Raw genomic sequence first — 26,447 nt, 5'->3', positions numbered from 1 at the left:
GGAGTGTTCTTTCCTACTAATGACCACTAAAGTCAAAGGAGTGAAGCGCATGAGTAAACCTAGTAATCACTCAAAAGAAAAAAAGCCGAAAGTCAGAAAAGATAAAGTCGGTTTTAAAAAAGGATTGAAGCAATGGAAAGAGGTATTTCCATTCTTAATATTAGGTTTGATTGGAACTGGTATATTCGTTATATATCCTTTATTTAAAGGTGTAATAATGAGTTTTCAAGACTACAACATTATGCCGGGAGCAGAGAGTCCTTGGGTTGGGTTTGAAAACTATTTGAAGGCGTTTGAAGAAGAACAGTTCAGATATGCGGTGCGAAATACCATTTTAAATACAATTGTTACGGTGCCAATTAATTGGTTTTTAGGTTTATTTTTCGCAGTGTTAATTAATTTAAAATTCATCAAGTTTAAGATTACATTCCGAACTTTGTATTATGTACCGATTATTACTTCATGGATTGTAGTAGCGTTCTTGTTTCGTTATTTATTTGCATCAGGTGATGCTGGTTTCATTAACTATTTACTATTCTCAAAGCTAGGTGTCATTGAAGAGCCGATAAACTGGTTAGGTAATCAATGGACGGCCATGTTTGTGATCTGGACGTTGCACATTTGGAAAACAGTCGGTTGGGCAGTGATAATTTACTTGGCCGCATTACAAGGTATACCAAAGTCTTTGTATGAAGCGGCTGAGATTGATGGGGCAACAGGCATACAGTTATTCCGCCACATCACCATCCCAATGGTAACACCTATTTCCATTTTCGTAATTATTCAGTTGGTTATGGGTGCATTTAATATCTTCCCGCAAGTATACTTCGTAACTGGCGGTGGACCGATGAATCAAACGGAAGTGCTACAAAGTATGATTTATACGCAAGCATTTGATAACTTTAATTTTGGCTATTCATCTGCATTAGGTGTGATGATGGGGCTTGCAATATTTGCCTTAACATGGTCGCAACAGAAGAAGATTGGAAAGCAGAGATTTTATTAAAATTCAGTTAAAAAGGAGGGAGACAAATGAATAAAAAGTCAGATATTTTTTGGAAAATAGTTGTTTACGCCATCTTGATTTTAGGAGTAGTCATCTTTATCTTTCCGTTTATTTATATGATTCTAACTACATTTTTTACGAGTGCATATGTACTACCGAAACCAGGCGAGGTATTCTCTGTAACACCTAACTTAGAAAATTATGACCTGGTATGGAACGAGTATCACTTTTACCGATACTTCTTAAATAGTGTCCTTGTTGCCGGTGTAGCTATGGTAGGTGGTTTATTTCTTGGATCTTTGACAGCATATGCTTTTGTTCGCTTTGAATTTCCGGGGAAAGAATTTTTATTTAGAGCGTTTTTGTTTACGATGATGATTCCACTCGTATTAGCGATTGTTCCACAGTTTACCGTTATTCAAAATCTTGGTTTGGTCAATACCTATCTGGGTCTGTGGTTAATTTATATCGGTGGAGGGGTTGTAGGTTCAACCTTTTTCTTACGTGGATTCTTTGAAACTGTGCCAAAAGATTTAGAAGAATCAGTAATCATTGATGGTGGTGGAAACTGGAGAATTTTTTGGCATATTTATTTACCACTCTCCAAACCAGCACTTGCTACAATGGCGATTTTTTCGTTCCAGGGGACATGGGATGAATACTTTGTAGCATTAACAATAATAAAAGAGGAAGCATTACGTACGCTTCCGATACAGTTGATGATGTTCCAAGGACAACACGCTAGTAACTGGGCATTAGTATTTGCGGCATCACTAATTGCAATTCTACCAGTTGTTGTAATTTATATTATATTCCAGAAACGTTTTGTTCAAAGTGGTGGATCAGACGGAGCATTAAAAGGATAGAAATAAAAGAGAAGGAGCAAGGAGATGAAAAATATCAGGCAACATATATTCATAATTGGATCGCTATTTGTATTTTTTCTACTAGTTGGTTGTACAGAAGCCGAAGACGTAGAGTTATCAGTTACGGCGGATACTATTGAACAGGGTAAGTGGCTAGGTGAAGTTACAACTGATTTAGCAAAATACGAACCTGGAGACACAGTGAATTTTACGCTTTCTCTAACAGAAGAAGTAAAAGGGAAAGTATTTGTACAGTACAAGCATTTAAACGAAGTAGTAGCTGAACAAAATGTGGAACTCAAAAATCAAAATGAAATTACATGGAAATGGACACCTGGAGAAGATGATTTTACAGGCTATTTGGCTGAGGTATTTCTAGTAAAATCGAATGAAGTAGTTGACCATTTGAACATAGGTGTCGACGTGTCATCAGATTGGGGGAAATTCCCTAGGTACGGTTATTTAGCTGATTATTATGTGCAAGATGAGGCCGAACAAAAAGCTGTTATCGATAATTTAAATCGTTTCCACATCAATGGAATTCAGTTTTATGACTGGCAATGGTATCATGAAAAACCAGTGAAAACTGAAAATGGTGAAGTAGCTTCAGAGTGGAAAGATATTGCTAATCGTATTGTATATCGAGATACAGTGCAAAATTATATTAATCTTGCGCATGAAAAAAACATGAAAGCTATGAATTACAATTTATTGTTTGGCGCAAGTGAGGATTATGAACAGTATGGAATCAAAAAAGAGTGGGGCTTATTCAAGGATCAAAATGGAAATCAACAAGATGTCCATCCCCTTCCGACTTTATGGGCTTATGACATTCAATTGTTTAACCCAGGAAACGCGAATTGGCAAGAGGCAATTTTTGAATCACAAAAAGAAGTATTTGATAAGTTAGGGTTCGATGGTTGGCATGTAGACCAATTAGGAGATCGTTCGCCTTTATGGACGGCTAACGGTACACCTATTAATCTGGCTCAAACATATCGTCCATTCTTAGAAAATGCAAAAGAAACACTAGATGTTGACCTAGTCCTTAATGCTGTGTCACAGTATGGTCAACAGGAAATTGCAAAATCTCCTGTAGAGTTTTTATATACAGAATCATGGGATGAACCTTTGTATCAAGATTTAAAACATGTGATTGATAATAACTGGGAATACAGTAATGGCGAGCTAAATACTGTACTCGCTGCATATATGAACTATGATTTATCTGATTCAAGAGGGTATTTTAATACACCAGGTATTTTATATACGAATGCAACGATCTTTGCTGCAGGAGGCGCACACTTAGAATTAGGTGAAAATATGCTTTCTAAAGAATATTTCCCTCATAAAACATTAGAGATTACAGATGAGCTTCGTGCGGAGTTGATTCGTTATTATGATTTTATGGTTGCTTACCAAAACTTACTTCGTGATGGTGCAGTAGAAATAGAAAAAGAAGTAACATCGGACAGTATGGTAACCTTTACAAATGAAGCGCAGCAAGGTGCGGTATGGTATTTCGCAAAGCAAAAAGATAATAAAGAGATTTTACACTTTTTAAACTATTCAGATGTGAATTCAATGGAGTGGAAAGATACGAACGGAACACAACCTGAACCAGAGTTGTTGGAAAACATTTCAGTTACTATGTCAACTGACAAAGAAGTTGCTAACGTATGGATGGCAACTCCAGATGGTTACAATGGCTCAAGCGTTGCACTCGACTTCGAGCAAGAAGGAAATAGTGTATCATTTAACTTACCATCATTAAAATATTGGAATATGGTTGTAATAGAGTACAAATAATAAGATGGAATTTTAAAAAGAAAGAGCTGTAATACAGTGTATAAAAGGGGATTAAACAACAATGAAAAAACTATTAGGTAATCGATTTGCTACCAAAATTGTATTAGTTATTTTAATTGTCAGTTTAATCCCGAGTATTTTTAATAGTATTTTTTATTATGTTTCATCATCGAACGTGATTAAAGAAAATGTAAGAGAATCATCGCTGCAAATTGCAAGACAAGCAGCAGATTCCCTTTCTTATATATTTTCGGTTGGTAGTGACACTTCAAATCTTGTATACAGTAACGAAACGATTCAGGACATTGTTGAGCAGGACATAGAAGGAGAAGCATCTTATGCATCCAGAGAACAAAATAATGACTATATAACCTCCTTATTAAATTCCACAGTATATTCCAACTCTTTTGTGCGTTATATATACATTTTAAGAGAAAGTGGTAAGAGCTGGGGAAGCGGAACTTTTTCTGAACATAAGCTTTCTCAATACAAGTTTGAAAATTTAAGTTGGGTAGCTGGAGCTAAAGAACAAGATGGCAAATTAGTTTGGGAAGGGCTTCAATTTGAGCGCTTTAGTGGAGCGGGTGAGGCAACAGAGTACGTATTGCCAATAACTAGAACCATGCAGGATTTCGATGATTTAAGTGACCTTTCCTATATCCAAGTATATCTTGATGGAAATGCTATCCTTGAAAAAATAAAAACTATTACACTTGGGAAAACAGGAAGGTTTTTTGTTGTAAATAATCAAGGTGAAATTATGATTGACCCTGTAATTGAAAATATCAACAAAACCATCTCTAATCCTGCATTGTCTCAATACGTATTAAATAGTGACGCATTGGAATTCGAATACGAGGAAAAAGGGATTAAGCACTATGGAGTAAAACAACCGCTTACAAATGGGTGGACGATTATAGGAGTAGTTCCGGTTGATGAAATTACTGGTGAGTTATCAAAAATTCAAAGAACATCGGTTTTCACTTCTACAATACTCGCTGCGATAGTAATAATCATCGGATTTGTTGTCGCAACACGAGTAACCAAGCCAATTAAAGTGCTGACTAACCAGATGAAGCTTGTGGGGGAAGGTAATTTTAAAGCACGAACAAGTGTCGATACTTCAGATGAAATTGGCATGATGAGTAATCAATTTAATGTTATGACGCAGCAAGTAGAGCAGTTAATGGATCAAGTTAAAAAAGAACAAATACAAAAAAGAGATGCAGATTTGCGTGCAGTTAAGCATCGTATTAATCCGCACTTTCTGTTTAATTCTCTGAGTACAATTCGATGGCTCGTTAAATTTAACCAATATGACCGTGCAAACTCAGCATTAGTTGCATTAAGCCGTTTACTTGAAGCCAACATGGGTAAAAAAGGAACATTTGTAACAGTTGATGAAGAAATTGATTTTGTGAAAAAGTTCATTGAGCTATTAGAAATACGCTATGAACAATCTTTTCATCTAAATGTGAAAATAGATGCTGGTGTTGCAGATTATAAAATCCCGCAAATGTTACTGCAGCCAATAGTTGAGAATGCGATTTTTCATGGAATAGTTCCAACAGCCAACACAGGTAAGATTGAAATATATGGACGACAATTAGCAGAGGGTATAGAGTTGTCGGTTTATGATAATGGAATTGGAATGAAAGAAGAACGAATTGAGCAAATCATAACAGAGTCAAAACAGGATAAATCTATAGTGGGAATAGGGTTATTACATGTGTTTGAGTCAATCGACCTTTATTATTCTCCAGACTCCACGGTTAATATTTACAGTAACGCTGGTGGAACAATGGTAAAGATTATTTTGATACCAAAAAAACAGAGGTGGGACCATGAGTAATGTGATCATTGTTGATGATGAGCCTGTCATAAGATTTGGTTTAAAAGCCTCCGTAAATTGGGATGAAGAAGGTTTGCATTTATTAGGTGATTATCCAAACGGCGAGGAAGCTTTAAAAGTTATCGAAGAAAACCATATAGATATTTTAATCACAGATATCAAAATGCCAATTATGGATGGAATAACATTAATGAAGAAGGCCTTAGAAAGGCTTCCGAATTTAAAGGTTATAATAGTTAGCAGTTACAATGATTTTCAATATGTTCAAGAGGGCTTGCGCCACGGGGCAATGGACTACGTGTTGAAGCCGACATTAGAGCCTGAAGAATTTTTGCAATTAATTAGAAAGTGTGTAAAGAAAATAAATGAAGAGAAAGATATTCATACAAAATTATCACTTTTTGATCAAACAGAGGATGCACTAAACAGAAAAAACTTAGAACAAAAATTAAAAAAGGTTATTCTCCACGGTACAGAGGACTTAGAACTGATAGATAGTTGGATGTCAGGCTCCTTTACAGTAATCTATGCCAAGGTCATTGATGTCGAGGAAGCAGAAGAAGACTTTGGTGGCCTGTATAAAAACTTTGTTCTAGAGGAGATTCAAGAACGATTTTATAAAGGATATGCGGAAGGTGTTTGCTTAATTATTGGTGAAACGGAAATTCTCTTTTTATTAAAGTCCGTTGAGGATATCGAGAAGGAGATTGGCCGGCTGGAAAAACATGTAATGAAGGAAGTGAATTTAAATATTTCTTTCAGTTATACTTTCATTTCTCAGTTAAATGAAATAACAAAGGGTTATCAACTATGTCTGACAGCATTTAAGAAGCGATTTTTCCATCCGGAACAAAACATTTTTAAATATGAATCGGATAATGAGCGAAGCTTTAAACGGTTAGATGCAAAACAGTTAAAACAATTTTTAATTCCGTATGATCAGAAAAAAGTAAAAGAGTTTATTAAAGCAAGGTATGAGCAGTGGAAGCAGGAAATGATGGAACCCGCTCATATTCAGCAGGAAGCAACAGATATCTTATCTAACTTGTTCTACAATAAACTGGAGCCGTCTTTAGTGCTAGATAAATGCACTGACCTTAAAAAAACAGAAACACTTGAGAGGTTATATTCCTCACTATTAGTTCATATTGCGGATTGTGAACAGTTAATTGTTAATCAGAATAATAAACCATATGTGGATAATGATTTGATGGATCAAGCTATGGAGTATATTCATCAGAAGTACACGCAAGCACTTACTTTACAAATGGTTGCTGATCACATTCATATAAGTCGAAATTACTTTAGTATTTTGTTTAAACGTTTTAGTGATGTGAACTTTATTGATTATGTCATCGACCTTCGAATAAAAAAAGCTGAAGAGTTATTGGCTCGTACATCGTTAAAAGTATATGAAGTTGCGAGAGAATCTGGCTTTAATGACGTGAAATATTTTAGCAAGTTGTTCAAAAAAGTAACAGGATACACGCCAGTTGATTATCGAACGGAATATCAAAAATAGGTAGGGATAATATGGGACATGTAAGATTAGGTATATTAATTTTGTTGGTGTTTTCTCTCTTTTCAATAACAAGTTGTAAGGATCAGTCCATTATTGACGGAAAGCCAATGAGGTTATCGGATAATCCGGATGTGAAAGAAGAAGTTATCATCTGGCATACGTTTAGTGAAGAAGAAACGAATATATTTAATAATTATATTATTCCTGCCTTTGAGAAAGAGTTTTCATCGATTGAGGTGACACCAGTTCGTCAGGCGTATAACGAGGAGTTAAGGTCAGCAATAATTGCAAGGGCATCAACGAACAACCCGCCCGATGTTGTTCGTATGGATATTGCCTGGCTACCTAAATTCGCTCAACTAGATTTATTGTATCCAGTCAGTAGCCTTAATGAATTTAATAACATTAAGGACAATTTATATGATGGTCCTCTACAAGCCAACCTTTATCAAGGAAAGTACTATGGTGTTCCTTTGAACACGAATACGAAAGTAGCACTTTATAATAAAAAGCTGCTTGAAACAGCGAATATAAAGGAACTTCCAGAAACGATGGAAGAACTGATCGATATAGTTGTAAAAAACGATTTTGTTATTGGAGTAGATGATCTAAGTCCATGGGAAACTTACCATTATTTCAACGGGCTAGGTGGCGTACTGCTTGACCCAACGAATACTAGAGCTAGTGGATATTTGGATAGTGATGCAAGTATAAAGGCTGTAAAAAAGTTCTTAAGTCTTTATAAAAATGGGAATTTCACCCCGAATCTTTTCGACAATCCGAACACTTGGGAAGGTGTGCTGGATAAAACCTATTTCATGATTGACGAAGGTCCATGGTTCTACAGTGTAAACACGTTAGAAAAAATTAACTTTATCAATGAACTGACAATGTCATCGCCTTTCCCAATAACAGATGGTAAAAGGGCCGTATTGGGTGGCGAAAGCTTAGTAATCACAAAAGGTACGGAGCACCTGGAAGCATCATGGACTTTTGTAAACTGGATGACAAGCATTACACCGCAAACTTATCTGGCGAATACAGGGTTAATACCATCCAATAAGAATGTTGATTTATCTCTATTTCATGAAAAATACCCTTATTATGAGGCTTATGTGGCAGGTATGGATGAAGCCATGCCACGTCCTCCTCTTGCAGAGTGGAGTCAAATTCAAGAAATCTATATTAATTATTTAAAACAAATATTGACTGAGAAAATCAGCGTCGAACTTGGTCTTTCAAAAGCCGCAAAAGAAATGGATGAAATATTGCAAAAAGAGAAAGGAAGATAAAAATGGAGAAAAAATGGTGGAAAGAAAGTGTTGTATATCAAGTATACCCAAGAAGCTTTAAAGACAGCAATGGAGACGGAATTGGTGATTTGAAGGGGATTACATCTAAACTTGATTACTTGCAAAACTTAGGTGTTGATGTTATCTGGTTATCTCCTGTGTACAAGTCACCAAATGATGATAACGGTTATGATATTAGTGATTATCAAGCGGTCATGGATGACTTTGGAACGATGGAAGATTTGGAAGAGTTGCTCGAAGGACTGCATCAGCGTGAAATGAAGCTAATGATGGATCTCGTAGTAAACCACTCTTCTGATGAGCACAACTGGTTTGTGGAATCAAGAAAATCAAAAGATAACCCATACAGAGATTATTATATTTGGCGCAAAGGTAATGATAATCAAGAACCGAATAACTGGACATCTTTCTTCGGTGGATCGGCTTGGCAATATGATAAGGCAACAGATGAGTATTTCCTTCACTTATTCAGTAAAAAGCAGCCTGATCTTAATTGGGAAAACCCGAAATTAAGACAAGAAGTTTATGACATGATGAAATGGTGGTTAGATAAAGGTGTTGATGGCTTCCGTATGGATGTGATTAATTTGATCTCAAAAGCGGATGGACTTCCAAGTGCTCCAGGAGGAAAAAGGTATGACTGGGGTGGCGATTTCTTCATGAATGGCCCTCGCGTACATGAATACCTGCAGGAAATGAATCGTGAAGTACTATCCAAGTATGACATGATGACCGTAGGTGAGAGTCCTGGTGCATCAACAGAAGATGCAAAAAAATACGCTAATTATGATGATACAGAATTAAATATGATATTTACGTTTGAACATATGGATATTGATTCAGGTCCAGGTGGAAAATGGGATGTAAAACCTTGGAAGCTTGCAGACCTGAAAGAAGTTATGACAAAGTGGCAAAAGGAATTGGAAGGAGAAGGCTGGAATAGCTTGTATCTAAACAACCATGATCAGCCGAGAATGGTGTCACGTTTTGGGAATGATAAGGAATATCATGATCAATCAGCAAAGATGCTAGGGACATTTCTTCATATGATGCAAGGAACGCCTTACATTTATCAAGGGGAAGAGCTCGGGATGACGAATGTTCAATTCGAGTCGATTGAAGAATATAACGACATTGAGATTCAAAATATGTACCGTGAAAAAGTAATCGAAGGCGGAGATGATCATCAAAAAGTAATGGAAGCAATATATGTGAAAGGCCGTGACAACGCTCGTACTCCGGTTCAGTGGGATGATAGTAAAAATGCAGGATTCACAACAGGAACACCATGGTTGAAGGTGAACCCAAATTACAAAACAATCAACGCTAAAGAAGCAGTAGAAAATGAAGATTCTATTTTTCATTATTATAAAAAGCTAATTCAATTAAGAAAAGAACATGACATAATTGTCTATGGTAACTATGATCTCTTATTAGCGGATGATGAGAAGATTTATGCGTATACTCGTACTTTAGGTGATGAAAGACTGTTAGTAATCTGTAACTTTACAGCAGAAACTGTAGATTTTGTAACACCTGAACATATCAATTATGATTCAGCTCAACTGCTAATTGGTAATTATGAACATCAGGATAAGAAAGATGTATCATCAATAAAGTTAAAACCTTATGAAGCCAGAGTGTATTTAATAAAATAGTACTATTAAATGATTATGTTGCTTGTTTTGGATTATAGCTCGGGTATCAGTTTTTAAAGATAGCAAAATTGTATATCATGCATGTGCAGGTGAGCATAATATACCCACATAGTTTCTAGTAACATATGAATCTGAAGCATCAAGTTTTCTACTAATTATAATGGGAGATTCAACATGTATAAATATAAATGTAAGTTACTATTTTTAGCTTTGATTATTGGAGGGCTAGTATTGTCTGGTTGTACTAATAACAGTAAAGAGCATAATAATGAAAATTCCAATGCAATTGCAGGAGCTGAGTCGCAACCAGAAAATAGCAGTGAAGCGCAAAAACAAGGGCATTTGCTAGGACAAATAACGACTGATCTTGCTGCATATAAACCTGGTGATACAGTGAACTTTGGGCTTACTTTACAAGAAGACGTTTCTAATAAGAGCATCCATGTGAAGTATATGCACCTGGATAAGCTGATTGAAGAAACAACAATTAAATTAAATGGAGAACAAACCATTGCATGGGAGTGGACACCAGGAGAACAAGATTTTAAAGGGTTTATGGTCGAAGTTGATTTGTTAGAGGACGATCATAAGTTGGATTATAAAACAATCGCCGTAGATGTGTCTTCTGATTGGAGTAAGTTTCCTCGTTATGGTTATCTAGCGGACTTTTATGCGATGGGCGAAGAAGAGCAGCGTGCTGTTATTGACAATTTGAAAAGGTATCATATTAATGGAATTCAATTTTACGATTGGCAGGATAGACATGATCAACCAATAAAAATTGACAATGGTGAAGTAGCTACTGAATGGAAGGATATAGCGAATCGACAGGTATCTAAAGAAACGGTTGAATCGTATATTGAACTTGCGCATGAAAGTAATATGAAAGCAATGAATTATAATTTATTGTTTGGTGGAAACAGCAAATTTGAAGAAATAGGCGTAGAAAAAGAATGGGGTCTTTATAAAGATAGCAACGGACAGTCACAAGATTACCATCCGCTTCCTGAACAATGGAAAACGGACATCTTCCTGTTTGACCCTTCGAATCAAGGATGGCAAGAGTTTATTTTCCAACAAGAAAAGCAAGTTTTTGATAATTTAGATTTTGATGGTTGGCATGTGGACCAATTGGGGTATCGAGGGGATGTTTGGAACTGGAATGGAGAAAAAGTAAATCTTCCATCAACATATGGCCCTTTCATGAAAAATGCTAAAGAAGCACTACAAGTTGATTTAGTATTAAACGCTGTATCTCAATATGGCCAAGCACAGATTGCACAATCACCGGTAGAATTTTTATATACAGAGTCTTGGGAACACCCTTATTATGGACAGTTAAAAGAATTGATTGATCAGAACCATAGGTTAAGTAATGGAGAACTAAATACAGTATTGGCTGCTTATATGAACTATGACCTTGCTGATTCTCAAGGTGAGTTTAATGCTCCTGGTGTATTAATGACGGATGCTGTTATTTTCGCTGCAGGTGGTGCTCATATTGAACTTGGTGAGAATATGCTTGCAAAAGAATATTTTCCCAATAAATCACTAAAGATAACAGACGAATTAAAGGAACAATTGATTAGTTACTATGATTTCTCTGTCGCTTATCAAAACCTTTTACGTGATGGAGCAGTTGAAATTGAAAAAACGGTAAGTTCAATTGACAAAGTTTCAATTAGCGGTCAAGCCAAGAAAGGTTCTATTTGGAGTTTTGCAAAACAAAAAGATAATCGAGAGATAGTACATTTTATTAATTTCACTGATGCTACTACTATGGAATGGAAAGATAACCAAGGAACCCAGGTGGAGCCAGAAACGAAACGAGATCTATCTATCACAGTAAATGCTGATGAGCAAATATCAAAAGTTTGGATGGCTTCACCAGACGTAAATGGTGGTGCAGCTGTAGAACTAGATTTTGAACAGAAAGATGGCGAGGTTACGTTTAATCTTCCACAATTAAAGTATTGGGATATGGTGATTTTTGAATATTAAAATATAAAATACCAATTCCATTAGGATGCCTCCGTAAATTTATATGGGGGCATCTTTTTGTTGATGATACTTTTCAACAGTGTGGAATAGTTTTTAGGTATTCAGGATGCGGTGTTAGAAATTGATTACCATAACACGGCAAGAAGTTATTGCTCAAACGGATTTTGACCAAGAAATGGCTGGAGAAGCTTTGGACATAGAAGGCAATAACTTTTGGGGGGATTAGCTAGCAGCAATAACGCGAACAGTCACCTTATTTGCCTGCAAATTAACTTATTAAATTTGATCAGATCTGGCCAACAGAAACCGTTTGTTGAATAAGAATTTTTTCATCCGAGCCATTCGTCAGCCAATAGCCCATATATAACATGATCCACAAAATGGTCATAAAGCCATTCAGCTTGTCTGATTGTCCCTTCTTCTGTAAATCCAAACCGTTCAGGGAGTGCTCTGCTTTTTGCATTTTCTACTGCTACAGAAACCTCAATGCGATTTAAATTTAGCTCTTTAAACCCATAGTTTATCAGTGATTCAAAGGCTTTTGACATGATACCTTTCCCTTGAAACTCCTCACCAAGCCAATAACCAACAACACCAATTCTGTTTGTTTTATGTATGTCATTAAACCCGATCGTACCTGCAATTTTGCCTTTGTAGATAATAGCGAATGATTTAGGGTACCCACCGTTTTCTACCATTCCTTTAAGCCTGGATTTAATATTATTTGCCGAATCTTCTGCACTTTCGATATAATCAAGCCATCCAAGCCACTCTCTTAAATAAGCTTTTGAACGGATCGTAAACTGGTAAAATTCTTCAGCATCATCTTCTGTAAACAATCTTAAAGATACATCTTCATCAATCTTATGTTCAAACAAATTTTTCTTCCTCCTTGTTGTTATCGGTTTCCGATTACTGATAAGTTTTCGATACGCTACGGTCATTAATTACACGCTTGATAAAATCAAATAGTTGATGACCTAATTGTAAACACATTGGGCAGCGTGATTGGATTTATACTTAGTCCTCTCCCCCTAACTAATCCCATGTGAGCAAAAGTAAGCTGCATTATTTCAATCGATAAACTTACAAGAAATACAACTAGAAATGCTTTAAACCTGCCTTTTAGTTTAAATAATGATAAATAAATACCAAGAGGCATTAGCATAATGAAGTTGAAAAATGTTAACCGAAGAGAGTTCCAAAAGAACCAATCCAGACCATTTGTACGATACATACTGAATAAATCCTCAACGAAATAAAATGGTACTACCTGCATACTTGGTGAAAAATCTCTTTGAGGAGGGATTATGATACCTCCAGTTGTGAGTTGTACAACGTTTAGCATATAGAAAATGAAACTATAGAAGATGATTCTCGGTATAATTCTCCTCGTCTTATGCCGAATAAAATCAATAATAATATACAATACCAAAAGTACTGCCCCAAATGCTACAACATCGTAAATTGAAAACAACTTTGCTTCCCACTGTGACGTCTTCTATTGAATAATCTATCTTCTTGCTTTTCTATCTAGCAGATTAATACGTTAGTGTACTGGTTGCTCGTCTAATAAGCTGATAACAACTGGATTACCATTTCCTTACCACCTAAACTTATAATAGCAATTATTCTAAAGTTTGTCCGTGAAGATGGATAAATTATAAGAAATTCTATGTTTTGACCAAAAATAGATTCAAAGTATAATGTTTTTAGGGAAAAAAATAATAAAGGCAATCTCATAATTACCTTTCATAGTAATTCATATCCGTATAAAGTTTCGAGACAACTATATGCGGATGTGAATTGATGAAATCATTATTATGAAGTTGATTATGTGAAATTTAGATTAAACGGAAAGGATGAAACAAATGGGAAAGCAGCAAGCAACATGGGCTGTGGCGAAAAAGCGTTGTCGGTTGAATCAAGCTGATATACAGATGGCAAAAGAGTTAGGCATGACACCGAAAAGCCTACTGAAAAATATTCCATCATCGAACCAGCAATGGAAAGCAACTGTAAAAGTGTGGGTCCGGGATTTATATGAAAATAAATTTGGAAAGGTGCTGCAATAAAATGAATACGAACCAACTTGTATTGTCGGAATCCGATATTCGCGCCATTCTGCGCGCCGCTGATGAACTGATTGCACAAGGTGGCCGAACACTCTTAGCCAAGATTTTAAAAGGATCTCGCGAAAAGAAAATTTTAGAGCTTGGATTGGACGCGTGCCCGGTGTACGGCTATTTCCGAGCAGAAAAACTAGATTATGTTATGGCTAAGATAGACTGGATGATTGATCATGATTTTCTAGATATAAGTTATCGTGGTAAATTACCGATGTTAGTTTTTACGGAACGAGGATGGATGATAGAATCGGAGCAACGAGTGGAAGAATTTTTACAGGAATGGAATTTGTGGTTAGAGCAGGGCAAGTCTGTCCCAGATATGTATTATTTAAAGGATCGTAATCGTGGCATGATTTTATCCTTTCTTGAGCGGATAAGAGAAACAAAAGATCAGCGATACATCCCTTTTTTACAAGCGTGGGAGAAAATTGAGTATAAGAAGGTAAGAGCGGAAATTGGCGATACAATTAGATTCCTGGGGTCGGATGAACCTGTTAATCAACAGACGATTCGTGATAGAGAAAAATCCATTCAAGAGGCATTGGTCGGAATGGAACCCCAGGATTTACTTATAAAATGTATGGAATGTGGCAATCGTTTTACTTTCACCGTAGGAGAGCAGCAGTTTTTCAAACAAAAGGGTTTTCAGCATCCGAGGCGGTGTGGGAAATGTCGTAGGAATAGATAGTTATGGTGAACATTTTAAGTAGGATTTTAAAGGAAAAAATAGTGTTCATTCAAATAAGCCGCAGGACCTGGCCGAATTGCTAAACATCTATTCATAATGTTCTATGAGTATGGAAACAGAAACTCAGATTTTCCTTTTACCTGATTTCACACAGATAAAATAGATCCCGCATTAGTGAAAAATGGCGGTTGTATGTTTCCAATGTGATGAAATCAGCCAGATCGAGAACTTTTTTGGTGTCCTCGTGAAATGAGAACAAGAGAGCGATGATACAATTTTACTCTGGCTGATATTGAGATAGAAGAAAGTAGTGTTAACTATCATTGTTCTGAGCCTGAGTGGGTTGATCATTGATTTGAATTCTTGAACAACTCTAAAGGTAGTTGGATTTACTAAGAACTTATCCTTTTAAAGTTATCGACAGCAAATTTTAAGATCATACCAAGAACAATGTAAATAATAAAGGAATATAAATAGTTCCAATTAATATAATACACCCACTTAAAAAAATGGGCTAATGGTTCACCTATAAAAGAAAAAACGAGTGCCATTGTAACTAATACGATGCTATAGGATTTCCAAGATTTAAAATATTGATATAGCAACATGAATGTAACGGTTACAATGGAAGAATCAAAAGTTATAGAACCTATTGTAAACGGAACTAGTTCTATAGGATACATCCAAAATTTATAAAAGCTGCCTATTGCATCTAACAAAATAATGGGAATAGCTACTAAACAACCTACTAACAAAAGTTCAATTAATCTTTTTCGATCGAAAAACTTGATCCAAACAATCCATGGTGTAATAACAAATGCAAGAAGAACCCACCAATTCCATGAAAACAGCTGATACTCAACCCACTGTTCAAGTTCGAGTTGAGAGAGGGTATCTTGTACTTTCCTTGTCTTCCACGCATTCTCTAAATGGATGTTCATTTAAATTCCTTCCCTTGAAACAAATAATTAATTGGTTTAGTTTCTTTCAGATTGGAATTTTTTATACATGTGATTATTGAAGTGGATTACCTTTAAGCTATTCTGCTAGTTAGTATATAACTTCAAAAAAGCCTGAATCCACCATTTTTTATATAAACCACCTAATCAATACTTTCAGCAATCCTTTTTAGTTCTTTTGCTCTGCTCATTATAAATCGTGTCATATATTTCTCAAGAAACAATTTGTCTGCTAATCTTCCAATTAAACCGAAAGGCGACCGATAATCAAATAGATCAATCATGATGGTGCCATCATTCTCTTCCACAAATTGATGGGTATGCGTAAAAGAATGGAATGCTCCTTTTACCATGATATCAACAAATTCAATTGGATAGTCGATGTGCGTTACTTTAGCAGTTAGTCTTTGTTTAATACCAAGGTGAATAGCTTCCCAAGTGACAGTATCACCTTCTTCTAGTAATCCCTGCGTAACCCCGCTCACTGCTCTTTCCTTTGTTTTGGCAGTTGTTTGAATATGTACATCTACGTTTCGTGCCAGGTCAAAGCATAATTCGACCGGTGCGTGTATAAATTGCTTATGTTTAATAATTGGCATCGCTTGCCTCCGTTGTATTGCGTAATTCTTACAAGGTGCTGTATGATTATTTACCTATCAAAAAGTTCATTACTTTTATAATATCCTTTAAAAATAAGAGAACTAGCCCTGTCAAAATTAAAATAAGACCTAAGTAGTATGGAAAAGTAATCATAGTATCACGGAGTACCTGATTAAATTTCCCGGGAGGATCACTCCATCCTCCCATATTTGGAACATAATTTGCTATAGCAAGATGCATAAAACCAAACAGAACTGCTCCAGATAGTAGTAAGCTAGCTCCTATAAATTCTAGTCTATTCAAAACCATCCACCTCTCCTTTTTGATAATTAATCAACCACATCAACCTGTTCAATTCTTACTTCATTAAATGTAAAAAATCTCTAATAAACTTCGTCCAATAATATTAGCGATAACTTCAAGCATAGTTATTGTCCATAAAGTGAAAAAGACACTTGCTAACACTTTGTGTAAAGGGTCACTGTCGTCATGAAATGCCTTTATTAAGAATGAAACAAAAAAATAGCTACATACAAGACACAAAAATAATGTACCGATAATCATGTTAAGCCTCAAAAAAAAATATAGGATTGTTTGTGCGCGAGCAATCTGTGACCAAATACTTTTATACTATCTATACCTACCAGCATTTTAACATAAATATCCATTTTCAAGTGTATTTCAATAGATTTTGGTGACGAATAGTGGAGATGTTTTTAGGTAAGGCTTTTTTCGGAGAGTTTGTTGCTTTATACGTCAAATCCGTTGTAGTACTCTTGATTTTTGGGTCACGCGTCTAGCTATTCCAACAGCAGAGTGGCTAACCAGATTGAGCGGCCATATAAGCGCTTATTTCGCTTGGTTTTTCAGTTTCGATGATTTGACGGCCACCACAGCACTTATTTATGATATCAACTCGTTGAAACAACAAATTCACCCAAATAAGTGCACTGGTGGCCGCGCAATTCTAATAATGCCTCATTTGTCACAGATAAGCGCTGTGGTGGCCGTCATCGTCTCATCGACTACAGTACATGCCTCCTCTACAGCGCCTGTTTAGTGCTATGTCGGATTCTAGTTGTTTTGTGCACTAACAACAATCTTTTAGAAAGCAGCCTTCCGTAAAAGGTGATGTTACTTTAAAGATATATCTTATTAATACCTTGCAATACAAGACAAATTAATATATATTCAATGTATATCTTGTAATGCAAGGTAATTTTATTTATGCGTATGTATTGTAATACAAGGTAATGAAAGGAGTAATCTGGATGGCAGATACTACTCAAATGTTAAAAGGAATATTAGATGGCTGTTTGTTATCGATCATTAAGGATGGGGAAATTTATGGATATGAGCTGGCGAATAGACTGGAATCGTATGGATTTCAGAATTTTAGTGAAGGCACCATCTATCCATTATTACTTCGAATGCAAAAAGACAATCTAGTAAGCACCACATTACGAAAATCAACAGCTGGGCCGAAACGAAAATATTACGCATTAACAGAAAAAGGGGAACATGAATTGCAATTATTTGTGAAGCGTTGGGAACAGTTGAGCACAACCGTTAACAGCGTATTGCAAAAGGAGAGAGGGGAGAATGTATGATTTCGAAACAGTCAGAACAGTTTTTGATTGAGCTTCGGATGTATTTGATATCAAAAGGTAAGAATGATGAAGAGATTAATCAGATTACAGAAGAACTTGAAGATCATCTATTAGAAGCAGAGGCTGCAGGGAAGGATATTAAACATATTATTGGTGAAAGTCCAAAGCAATATATGAAAAGCATTGGAAAGTCGATGGATACTGATTTTCGGGAGCTTGCTGGATTAATTCCGTTATTAATCGTATTGTTAGCTGCTTATTTGGGCTTTGTGCCGGCACTTTCAGGTGAGTTTGCTGTCTCCGCAATTATTATTGTTATAGCGGTAGTCGCAGCGTTAGTATGTATGAGTATTTATACCTTATTCTTGTATAAAGGTTTACCAAAACTTTTTCATAAAAAATGGGCATTTATCGTGGCTGTTAGTTTAACAAACATTATCGTTACAGGGCTAGGTGTTTTGCTGTTACTTTGGTACCAAGAACAAAACTTTGAAGCAACCTTTGTAGCGACACCATTCCAGAATCATATCATTGCAGCTGTATGTGTTTTAATATTTATAGGCGCTGCTTTCTATACGAAAACATGGTTTACGATTATTATCCCGCTTATTATAGCCATTGGCCCAATTACTAATCGCTTCATCCCTAGTGAAATTAATGAAGATCCGATGTATATCGCTATTACAATTATTTTAATCGCAGCTATTACCGCGTTTGTAATTTTCATTATGGTTAGGAAAAGGAAGAAATCGGTTGATCAGTAGTGAATGGTTTTTATAGAAATGAAAAATGGTTATACTGCTGAGGTTTTATCTTTAAATATGAATAGCGGAACAAGAGAACTGACCCCTTGTTCCGCTATTTTGTTATCCTTCGACAACGACTTCGGTCTGCTGTGTTTGATTTTTTCTTTGCCTTGTTAATGTGAAAAAGGCGATTGCGCCGATTGCGGATGTTGTAAATAATGATGCGCCCATTGGTATGGCTGTTGTTTCGTTAATGCCAATAAGTGGTGCGATCATTGATCCTACTAATAATGGAAGCATGCCTAATAAGGCGCTTGCACTTCCGGCGCGTTTGCTCTGGTGTTCCATTGCTAGAGAAAAGCTACTCGTTAAGATGATTCCGATCGAAAGCAAGTGGATGAAGATTGGGATTACTAGCATTGCTATTGGTCCTTGGATAATCGTCATCACAAGTAACGTTGTGTTCGCACATAAGGAAACGATCACGCCTGTGCGAAGCAACGTTCTTTCGTGGATAATGCCACTTAATCGTCCTACTAAGAAACTACCCGAAATAATTGCTAAACCATTAATACCAAATAAAATACTGAACATCTGCGGAGATACGTTATAAATATCCTGGTATACAAAAGGCGTGCCGGCAACATAGGCAAACGTACCACCCTGCACGAAGCCAACGACGATCGCGTAACCGATAAAGGTACGATCTTTCAACAGGCTTCCCATCGTACGTATGGACTGACCAATCGAGGCCGGGACTCGTTTACTTTCAGGCAATGTTTCTTTCAATTTAAAAGCAACAATTGTCACAATGATGATGCCGAATAAAAATAGAAACATAAAAATAGTATGCCACGTCGCAAATGGCAACAGCAAAATTGCGCCACCTGATATTGGTGCAATCATCGGACCTGTTGCATTAATTACCATTAAGAGGGCAAAAAACTTCGTTAATTCTTTTCCATTAAAAACATCTCGCACAACAGCACGAGACAGTACAATACCTGCGGATGCCGTGAAGCCTTGTAAAAATCGAGCTATTACTAATACGATAATATTTGGTGCGAATGCACAAAGCAGCGATGCTAACGCGAATAAGGAAATGAATATTAATATCGGTTTTCTTCTCCCCACTGCATCACTAATCGGGCCAACGATGATTTGCCCAATCGCAAGGCCGAATAAGCAAGCAGTTAAGCTTAGCTGTACGAATGAGGCGTGAGTTTCAAAATCATCCGCAATTTGCGGCAAACTTGGTAAATACATATCAATATTGAATGGTCCTAAAGCACACAGCATACCGAGAAGCAGGGCTAACCCAAGGCGCTGTTTACCTGTTGGACTATGTACGATTGAATCTTGTTTATCTTGTTTCATAAAAATCACCACCTTAACCATTGTATTGTATTATAAGGGATTTGATGTGTTTAGTATAATGATTGATTCATAGATGTATAATTTACCAATCATTAAATAGCGGAGTCAATTTCATAACAACCTTATACAGCTATCTGTATCTATATATAGTTAGGAGACGGTTAATTCAACTGTGGATAGCTGAAAATCAGTATATGAAATTGGCTAAGCTTTTTTTTATGGCAGTTTCAAAAAACGCTTGCATTTTTAACTTAGTCCATATATGCTATTGATAGTAATAATGAGAATCATTATCAATTAAGTGGAGGTTAGTTTTATGTCAGTATTTGCAAATCGTAAATTAGTGTGGATGATTACGTTAATCCTTGCATCACTCGTACTTTTAGCTGCTTGTGGTGGACAGGAAGGAACGTCTGAAGATACAGAGGAAGATCAAGAACAGCAGGATCAAAATGGTGCCGACGAAGAAACAGATGAGAATGCCACGTCCGATGCTCGTGAAGTTACGCACGCGATGGGTACAACGCCGATAGAAGGTACACCAATGAAAATTGTTACGCTTTATCAAGGTGCAACTGATGCGATAGTCGCATTTGGCGTGACACCAGTTGGTGCGGTAGAGTCTTGGGTGCAGCAGCCTACATATGAGTATTTGCGTGATGATTTAGAAGGTGTCACTATTGTAGGGACGGAAACACAACCGAATTTAGAGGAAATTGCGAAGCTTGATCCAGATTTAATCATTGCTTCCAAAATGCGTCATGAAGAAATTTATGATCAGCTAGCGCAAATTGCGCCAACAGTAGCACATGAAACAGTCTTTGATTTCAAAGGAACAGTAGAATTAATGGGGCAAGCGATGAATCAAGAAGACAAGGCAACTGAGCTATTAACAGCTTGGGATGAGCGAGTAGCTGATTTTAAAGAAAAGGTTGCAGCAGAGCTTGGCGATGAATGGCCAGTGAATGTATCCGTCTTAAATTTCAGAGCTGATCATGCACGTATTTATTACACTGGTTTTGCTGGTTCAATTTTAGCGGAGCTTGGTTTTACAAGACCAGAAAGTCAGCAAAGTGATGAGTGGGGCATACAGTTGCCTGATAAAGAAGCAATTCCTAGCATGAACGCAGATGTTTTTTATATCTTTAATGAGGATGATCCAGCTGTAGCAAAAACGTTTGAAGAGTGGCAGAGTCATCCGCTTTGGGCAAACCTTGATGCTGTTAAAAATGACCAGGTGTATATGGTAGATGAAGTTACTTGGAATATGGCTGGCGGAATCCTTGCAGCAAATTTAATGCTTGACGATATTTATGACCGCTTTGGATTAGAACAATAGTATAATTATAGAAAGGGATGCGGAGAAGGATAGTTTCTTCTCCTTTTTCCTTTGTGAATCAACCTCATAATTACCTTGCATTCACATTTAAATAGGAACTTCTTAATACACTACTGCATGTGGTTGGTGAATGAATGGCTAAAAAACAGGATTATGAAAATTGACGATTATCTGTAATCTATATAAAAAGTGACGAAAGAGGACGTATATGAAACTCTCAATTTCGAGGACAACTTACCGAATTGTTGCAATCATAGCTAGTTTACTATTATGCATATTCTCCTTTGTATTAAGTGTAAGTCTTGGTCAAACCTCGATTCCATTTCAAACTACATATAATGCTTTTTTTCACTATGATGCTGAAGTGACTGAGCATATGATTATTATGACTTCCAGGCTTTCACGGGCACTAATTGCGGCTGTAATCGGTGCGAGTTTAGCGGTAGCGGGTGCATTTATGCAGGCGTTAACGAAAAATCCATTAGCAGCGCCCGATATTCTCGGTATTAATGCAGGTGCAATCTTTTTTATCGTTGTCGCTTCTACTTTTTTCTCGGTTAGCTCGCTCACGCACTACATGTGGATTGCGTTTATCGGTGCGGCTATTTCGGCGGCGCTCGTTTATTTTCTTGGTTCTTTAGGAAGAGATGGCTTATCGCCACTGAAAATTGTGCTCGCAGGTGCAGCAATTTCTGCACTGTTTGTATCGTTTACACAAGGTCTGTTGGTAGTCGATGAACAGGGACTACAAAGTGTGTTGTTTTGGCTAGCCGGCTCTGTTGCGGGTCGTTCCCTTGATATGTTATTGCCGGTCCTTCCGTTCATTGTTCCGGCAATACTTGTTGCTTTATTCCTTGGAGGATCAATTAATATTTTTATGTCCGGGGAAGATGTTGCCAAAAGCTTAGGGCAGAAAACAGTACTGATTAAAATCACAATGGGTGTAATTGTGGTATTGCTCGCGGGTGGTTCGGTAGCGATTGCTGGTTCAGTTGGTTTTGTTGGCTTAATCGTGCCACATATGGTGCGGGGCATTGTTGGTTCAGATTACCGATGGATAATCCCGCTTAGTGCATTAATTGGCGCGAGTCTTCTACTTTTAGCGGACGTTGTTGCGAGATTAGTAATTATGCCACAGGAAGTTCCAATCGGTGTAGTTACTGCACTATTAGGTGTGCCGTTTTTTATCTACATTGCACGTAGGGGGCTTGTAAAAAATGGCTAAACAATACTCATATCGCAATAAATCTGATAGTTTTTCGATGCAGGTCAATATAAAAACAATCATTGTATTTCTCGTGCTCCTGCTTGTGACGTTGCTCGTATTTATGCTGTGCTTATCGATTGGTAGTGATTTTATTGATCCAATAACCGTTATCCAACATATCTTTGGCATGTCAGCGGAACAGGAATTCGTCATTAATACGCTGCGCTTGCCACGCGTGTTACTTGGATTTATGGTTGGAGCGGCACTTGGTGTCTCCGGTTTAATTTTACAAGGGATTATTCGCAATCCGCTTGCGTCCCCTGATATTATTGGAATTACAGGTGGGGCTTCGGTTGGTGCAATTATTTTTATCGTTAGCTTTATGGGGGCAGTTAATATTCAATGGCTACCGTTTGCTGCATTATTAGGCGCGGGAATTGTTGCAATCATAACCTACGGATTATCATGGAAAAATGGTGTGACACCAATACGGCTCGTACTGATTGGTATCGGTATTGCGGCGGCGATGAAAGCATTTACGACGCTGATGATTGTTCTTAGTGATACATATTCAACAAGTGCTGCTTACTTATGGTTAACGGGTAGTCTTTATGCAGCTAAATGGCAGGATGTATTGTCGATGCTACCGTGGCTAATCATCTTCATTCCGCTTACATTTTTATTTTCTAACGTCGTTAATGCAAAGGAGCTAGGTGATGAGGTTGCCACAGCTTTAGGGGTAAAAGTACAGCTGTATCGGATGATGCTATTATTTATCAGTGTCGCGCTAGCTGGATCAGCGGTTGCATTTGCTGGTGGAATCGGATTCGTTGGATTGATTGCACCACATATCGCGAGAATGCTCGTTGGTCGTTCGTTTGCTGGATTGATTTTAATCACAGCAATGATCGGTGGTGTGATCGTCATGGTTGCAGATGTTGTCGCGCGCACAGCGTTTTTACCTATGGATATCCCCGCAGGTGTGTTCACATCAGGTATCGGGGCACCGTTTTTCATTTATTTATTATACAAAAATCGAAACATGTAACATGACGAAGGAGGTAGAGCGATGACCAAGCTAACGAGCAGTGAGCAGCAATTTTTAATCGAAAATTTCCGTCTAGCAGTTAGTGCGAGGGATGAAGATGTTACTGAACTAACGCAATTACTAGACGTTGAATTTGTTCAAGCTTATGTAGAGCAGACAAAATCAGTTTTAGGTACAGACTATCAATTTGCAGCAGCGTCACTGTTGATGAAGCGGCTTGGTTTTATGCTTACCGTCCCGGCTCTTTATGCAATGACGATGTATGATAAACAGCTCAATCTGCATTTATCGAACGGTGCAATCGTGAGCAAATTTAGAGGTGACCTTTGGTTGCCAGAGTTGTTGTTGCATGATCGGTCCGTTGGTCAGAAGGGTGACCTAGATAGAGAGGCATGGCGAGAGCAAGTAGTTAACGATTTGTTTGCATCTGTCGCTGACATCATTGTAACAGTGTCATCAGCTATAGGCGTGCCAAAGCCGATTTTATGGGAAAATGTTGCGGTGTACGTGTACTGGTTATATGAAACAAGAATCGAAGCTGCGGTACCGAATCGAGCAGAGGATTTCCACTATTTAATTGAAACTGCACCGGCTTCTGCGTTTGGCCAGACACGCAATCCACTCGGACAATATTATAAATCAGAGCAACAACCAGATGAAGTTCGACGCCGCCGTACGTGTTGTTTTTACTACGCGGCAAACGAGGAGGGAAAATGTTGTACCACTTGTCCGAAAAGTAAGCAGCAACTCCGGAAAATGCCGTTTAAATAAAAGTAGTCTTTACAGCTGTGAGGGCTTTTTTGTTGAAAATAGGAAACATAAATTGGTATTAATATAGAATAACAGACGAGGGGGGATTATGATGAATACGTTGTACGAGAATCTAGTCAAATTGGTCATCATTATCATCTTAGTATTCAGTGTCAACGAAATAGGGAATTATCAATTACCTATTCTACATGAATTACCATACATTGGTGTGCACATTCAATACATATATGAGTTCATTGTAATGGATTTATTGTTGCTGTTAACTATTTATCTGTTTTTGAGTGTTGTCTATGATTGTGTAAAAGAACTTTGGAATAGGTAGTTTGTTCAATTATAGGATCATTTTTTACGCCATTTTTTGTTACTGATGAGAAGACGTAATCAGCATAAACACCCCTCTCCAACATGGGCCAGAGAGGGGTGTTTATATAGTTGGAAATAATCCAACACCTAGGCTAAAAACGTAAAAAGTTGTGTGAAGCAAATTTATTCCTTCGACTATCAATGCTAGCAATACATTCTGCCAACCGCTCTACTCCTAGTTTAATTTTGCTTTCATCGACTTGAGAAATGCTCAATCGAATCAGATTGTCTTTTTTATATGCTGGCAAAAACATTCTAGAGGCATCATCGACGAAGACGTTTTGTTCATTCAGTAAGTGTACGATTTGTTTTGCTGATACATGCTCTGGCAGACTGATCGACAGATAAAATCCTGAAGTTGGTTTTGAAAAATCAGTATTAGCTGGTAGCAAACGTTCACAGGATTCTTGCAGCAGTTGCATTTTATTATGGTATATCTCTTTTATTTTTTTGAGATGACTATCAAACATCCCGCTTTTTAAATAGATTTCAAGTGCACCTTGAGAAAGTGCTGAACTGTTAAAATCTGAACTGAATTTATAACGTAAAAAGTTGCTTATCATTATTGTTGGCAGAATTACTGTCGCAATCCTTAAGCCTGGAAGGAAAATTTTCGAAAAGCTTTTGATATAAATGACTCTCCCAGATGGATCAAATGAAAATAAAGGGTCTGATTTTGCATCCGAATCAAGATCTCCTAAAAAATCATCCTCGACGATATATACATCGTATTTTTCTGCTAACTCAACGATTTTTTTCTTTTCACTGTTAGAGTAACTGTGGCCAAGTGGATTATGAAATCTAGGGATCATGTAGAAAAATTTTATATCATTATTCCGAAACAGGTATTCCAGACGATCAAGGTCAATTCCTTCCATCGTTAACTCGATTCCAAGTACATTCGCTTGTTGTAGATTAATAGATTCAATGAAGCCGAAATAAGTAGGCTGCTCAATTAGAATAGTTTTTTTGCCATTTGGAAACGGCATAGATACGAATAAATTTAGAGCTTGCTGCGAACCAGAGACAACGACTACTCGTTCAGGTTGCGTGAATACTTGTAAATTTTGCAAATACTTCACTACTTGTACTCGTAATGAAGAAAGCCCCTGCTGATCAGCGTATGTAAAAAGCGCTTCTTTGTATAATTCAATTGCTTGGTTAATGCAATGCTGAAATTCAATATATGGCATAACGCTTTTATCTGGACCAGCAGACAAAAAGTCAATCACATCATTTTCATGCGTCACCTTTTGAAATTCATGCACAACAAAGTAGCCACTTTTAGGAACAGCATAGATCAGATGCTGTTTTTCTAGTTCCTCGTAGGCTTTGATCACCGTATTTTTGCTACATGAAAAACGCTCAGACAGCTGCCGAACGGAAGGTAGTTTGCTCCCGGCAACAAGCGTCCCATCTTCTAGCTGCCGCTTAATTGCTTCCATGATCTTATTATATTTAGTGCTCATTTGTAGATTCTCCTTTATCTGTACCATGACAGATGGCTATAAAAAGGGTTTAACTGACCAAGTGTACCTATTATTATGTTGATTATAGCAGAATCGTTTTTTATGAAAAGTAAA

Annotated in this window: 24 protein-coding genes; 17 read left to right on the top strand and 7 right to left on the bottom strand. The window is 37.1% G+C overall.

Translation table 11 applies throughout. The features are described 5' to 3' along the window. The first annotated feature begins 49 nt into the window (after positions 1-49). The 8 genes from ACI6MV_RS15245 (at position 50) to ACI6MV_RS15210 (ending at position 12,027) form a co-directional block, all read left to right on the top strand. Positions 50-1,006, top strand: coding sequence for a carbohydrate ABC transporter permease (locus ACI6MV_RS15245; protein ID WP_407271177.1), 957 nt, complete (start codon positions 50-52; stop codon positions 1,004-1,006). A gap of 26 nt (positions 1,007-1,032) precedes the next feature. Continuing rightward, complete coding sequence (locus ACI6MV_RS15240; RefSeq protein WP_407271176.1) at positions 1,033-1,872, top strand: carbohydrate ABC transporter permease; 840 nt, start codon at positions 1,033-1,035, stop codon at positions 1,870-1,872. A gap of 24 nt (positions 1,873-1,896) precedes the next feature. Beyond that, positions 1,897-3,681, top strand: a complete 1,785-nt coding sequence (locus tag ACI6MV_RS15235) for a glycoside hydrolase family 66 protein (RefSeq protein ID WP_407271175.1) — start codon at positions 1,897-1,899, stop codon at positions 3,679-3,681. A 61-nt stretch (positions 3,682-3,742) separates the two neighbouring features. Beyond that, positions 3,743-5,533, top strand: coding sequence for a cache domain-containing sensor histidine kinase (locus ACI6MV_RS15230; RefSeq protein WP_407271174.1), 1,791 nt, complete (start codon positions 3,743-3,745; stop codon positions 5,531-5,533). Continuing rightward, entirely contained in the window at positions 5,526-7,055 is a 1,530-nt protein-coding gene (locus ACI6MV_RS15225; protein WP_407271173.1) for a response regulator transcription factor, read from the top strand. Before ACI6MV_RS15230 ends, ACI6MV_RS15225 begins: the two co-directional genes overlap by 8 nt. Positions 7,056-7,066: 11 nt before the next feature. Beyond that, positions 7,067-8,347, top strand: coding sequence for an extracellular solute-binding protein (locus tag ACI6MV_RS15220; protein WP_407271172.1), 1,281 nt, complete (start codon positions 7,067-7,069; stop codon positions 8,345-8,347). Positions 8,348-8,349: 2 nt separating this feature from the next. After that, positions 8,350-10,026, top strand: a complete 1,677-nt coding sequence (locus ACI6MV_RS15215) for a glycoside hydrolase family 13 protein (RefSeq protein ID WP_407271171.1) — start codon at positions 8,350-8,352, stop codon at positions 10,024-10,026. Positions 10,027-10,200: 174 nt separating this feature from the next. After that, a complete protein-coding gene (locus ACI6MV_RS15210) occupies positions 10,201-12,027 on the top strand; it encodes a glycoside hydrolase family 66 protein (RefSeq protein ID WP_407271170.1) in 1,827 nt (608 codons plus the stop codon). Positions 12,028-12,356: 329 nt separating this feature from the next. Here ACI6MV_RS15210 and ACI6MV_RS15205 read toward each other — a convergent pair whose 3' ends face one another. Both ACI6MV_RS15205 and ACI6MV_RS15200 read right to left on the bottom strand, forming a co-directional pair. Continuing rightward, complete coding sequence (locus ACI6MV_RS15205) at positions 12,357-12,905, bottom strand: GNAT family N-acetyltransferase (RefSeq protein ID WP_407271169.1); 549 nt, start codon at positions 12,903-12,905, stop codon at positions 12,357-12,359. Between the two features lie 86 nt (positions 12,906-12,991). After that, positions 12,992-13,375: a VanZ family protein gene (locus ACI6MV_RS15200; protein WP_407271168.1), complete on the bottom strand. Its 384-nt coding sequence runs from the start codon at positions 13,373-13,375 to the stop codon at positions 12,992-12,994. 523 nt (positions 13,376-13,898) lie between these two features. Between ACI6MV_RS15200 and ACI6MV_RS15195 the strand changes: the two genes are divergently transcribed. Together ACI6MV_RS15195 and ACI6MV_RS15190 are read left to right on the top strand one after the other, a co-directional pair. After that, positions 13,899-14,102, top strand: a complete 204-nt coding sequence (locus tag ACI6MV_RS15195) for a hypothetical protein (RefSeq protein WP_407271167.1) — start codon at positions 13,899-13,901, stop codon at positions 14,100-14,102. A 1-nt stretch (position 14,103) separates the two neighbouring features. Continuing rightward, positions 14,104-14,844, top strand: a complete 741-nt coding sequence (locus ACI6MV_RS15190) for an RQC-minor-1 family DNA-binding protein (protein ID WP_407271166.1) — start codon at positions 14,104-14,106, stop codon at positions 14,842-14,844. A 392-nt stretch (positions 14,845-15,236) separates the two neighbouring features. On the opposite strand, the gene ACI6MV_RS15185 is transcribed toward ACI6MV_RS15190, so the two are convergent. The 3 genes from ACI6MV_RS15185 to ACI6MV_RS15175 all read right to left on the bottom strand — a co-directional run bounded on the left by ACI6MV_RS15185 (position 15,237) and on the right by ACI6MV_RS15175 (position 16,706). Then, the gene (locus ACI6MV_RS15185; RefSeq protein WP_407271165.1) at positions 15,237-15,785 is read right to left on the bottom strand and encodes a CBO0543 family protein; all 549 of its coding nucleotides are present in this window, start codon (positions 15,783-15,785) and stop codon (positions 15,237-15,239) included. A gap of 161 nt (positions 15,786-15,946) precedes the next feature. Further along, on the bottom strand, positions 15,947-16,402 hold the full coding sequence (locus ACI6MV_RS15180) for an SRPBCC family protein (protein WP_407271164.1): 456 nt from the start codon (positions 16,400-16,402) through the stop codon (positions 15,947-15,949). A 46-nt stretch (positions 16,403-16,448) separates the two neighbouring features. Further along, positions 16,449-16,706: a hypothetical protein gene (locus tag ACI6MV_RS15175; protein WP_407271163.1), complete on the bottom strand. Its 258-nt coding sequence runs from the start codon at positions 16,704-16,706 to the stop codon at positions 16,449-16,451. A 968-nt stretch (positions 16,707-17,674) separates the two neighbouring features. On the opposite strand from ACI6MV_RS15175, the gene ACI6MV_RS15170 reads away from it, so the two are divergent. Both ACI6MV_RS15170 and ACI6MV_RS15165 read left to right on the top strand, forming a co-directional pair. Next, positions 17,675-18,013, top strand: a complete 339-nt coding sequence (locus ACI6MV_RS15170; protein ID WP_407271162.1) for a PadR family transcriptional regulator — start codon at positions 17,675-17,677, stop codon at positions 18,011-18,013. Continuing rightward, positions 18,010-18,777 carry a hypothetical protein gene (locus ACI6MV_RS15165; RefSeq protein ID WP_407271161.1) on the top strand — a complete coding sequence of 256 codons (768 nt, stop codon included), beginning with the start codon at positions 18,010-18,012 and terminating at the stop codon, positions 18,775-18,777. Before ACI6MV_RS15170 ends, ACI6MV_RS15165 begins: the two co-directional genes overlap by 4 nt. Positions 18,778-18,879: 102 nt before the next feature. On the opposite strand, the gene ACI6MV_RS15160 is transcribed toward ACI6MV_RS15165, so the two are convergent. Beyond that, positions 18,880-20,112 carry a Bcr/CflA family efflux MFS transporter gene (locus ACI6MV_RS15160; protein WP_407271186.1) on the bottom strand — a complete coding sequence of 411 codons (1,233 nt, stop codon included), beginning with the start codon at positions 20,110-20,112 and terminating at the stop codon, positions 18,880-18,882. Between the two features lie 340 nt (positions 20,113-20,452). On the opposite strand from ACI6MV_RS15160, the gene ACI6MV_RS15155 reads away from it, so the two are divergent. The 5 genes from ACI6MV_RS15155 to ACI6MV_RS15135 all read left to right on the top strand — a co-directional run bounded on the left by ACI6MV_RS15155 (position 20,453) and on the right by ACI6MV_RS15135 (position 24,823). Next, complete coding sequence (locus ACI6MV_RS15155) at positions 20,453-21,475, top strand: ABC transporter substrate-binding protein (RefSeq protein ID WP_407271160.1); 1,023 nt, start codon at positions 20,453-20,455, stop codon at positions 21,473-21,475. Between the two features lie 208 nt (positions 21,476-21,683). After that, on the top strand, positions 21,684-22,700 hold the full coding sequence (locus ACI6MV_RS15150; protein WP_407271159.1) for a FecCD family ABC transporter permease: 1,017 nt from the start codon (positions 21,684-21,686) through the stop codon (positions 22,698-22,700). After that, positions 22,693-23,730 carry a FecCD family ABC transporter permease gene (locus ACI6MV_RS15145; protein WP_407271158.1) on the top strand — a complete coding sequence of 346 codons (1,038 nt, stop codon included), beginning with the start codon at positions 22,693-22,695 and terminating at the stop codon, positions 23,728-23,730. Before ACI6MV_RS15150 ends, ACI6MV_RS15145 begins: the two co-directional genes overlap by 8 nt. A 21-nt stretch (positions 23,731-23,751) precedes the next feature. Beyond that, positions 23,752-24,501, top strand: a complete 750-nt coding sequence (locus ACI6MV_RS15140) for an IucA/IucC family C-terminal-domain containing protein (RefSeq protein WP_407271157.1) — start codon at positions 23,752-23,754, stop codon at positions 24,499-24,501. Positions 24,502-24,592: 91 nt separating this feature from the next. After that, positions 24,593-24,823 (top strand): hypothetical protein, encoded by a 231-nt coding sequence (locus ACI6MV_RS15135; RefSeq protein ID WP_407271156.1) that lies wholly within the window; start codon positions 24,593-24,595, stop codon positions 24,821-24,823. A 133-nt stretch (positions 24,824-24,956) separates the two neighbouring features. Here ACI6MV_RS15135 and ACI6MV_RS15130 read toward each other — a convergent pair whose 3' ends face one another. After that, positions 24,957-26,333, bottom strand: a complete 1,377-nt coding sequence (locus ACI6MV_RS15130; RefSeq protein WP_407271155.1) for an aminotransferase-like domain-containing protein — start codon at positions 26,331-26,333, stop codon at positions 24,957-24,959. Positions 26,334-26,447 lie beyond the last annotated feature (114 nt).

The sequence above is a fragment of the Radiobacillus sp. PE A8.2 genome (assembly GCF_045635475.1).
Lineage (GTDB): Bacteria > Bacillota > Bacilli > Bacillales > Amphibacillaceae > JBJGXI01.
This window is presented reverse-complemented; position numbering and strand designations above follow the sequence as displayed.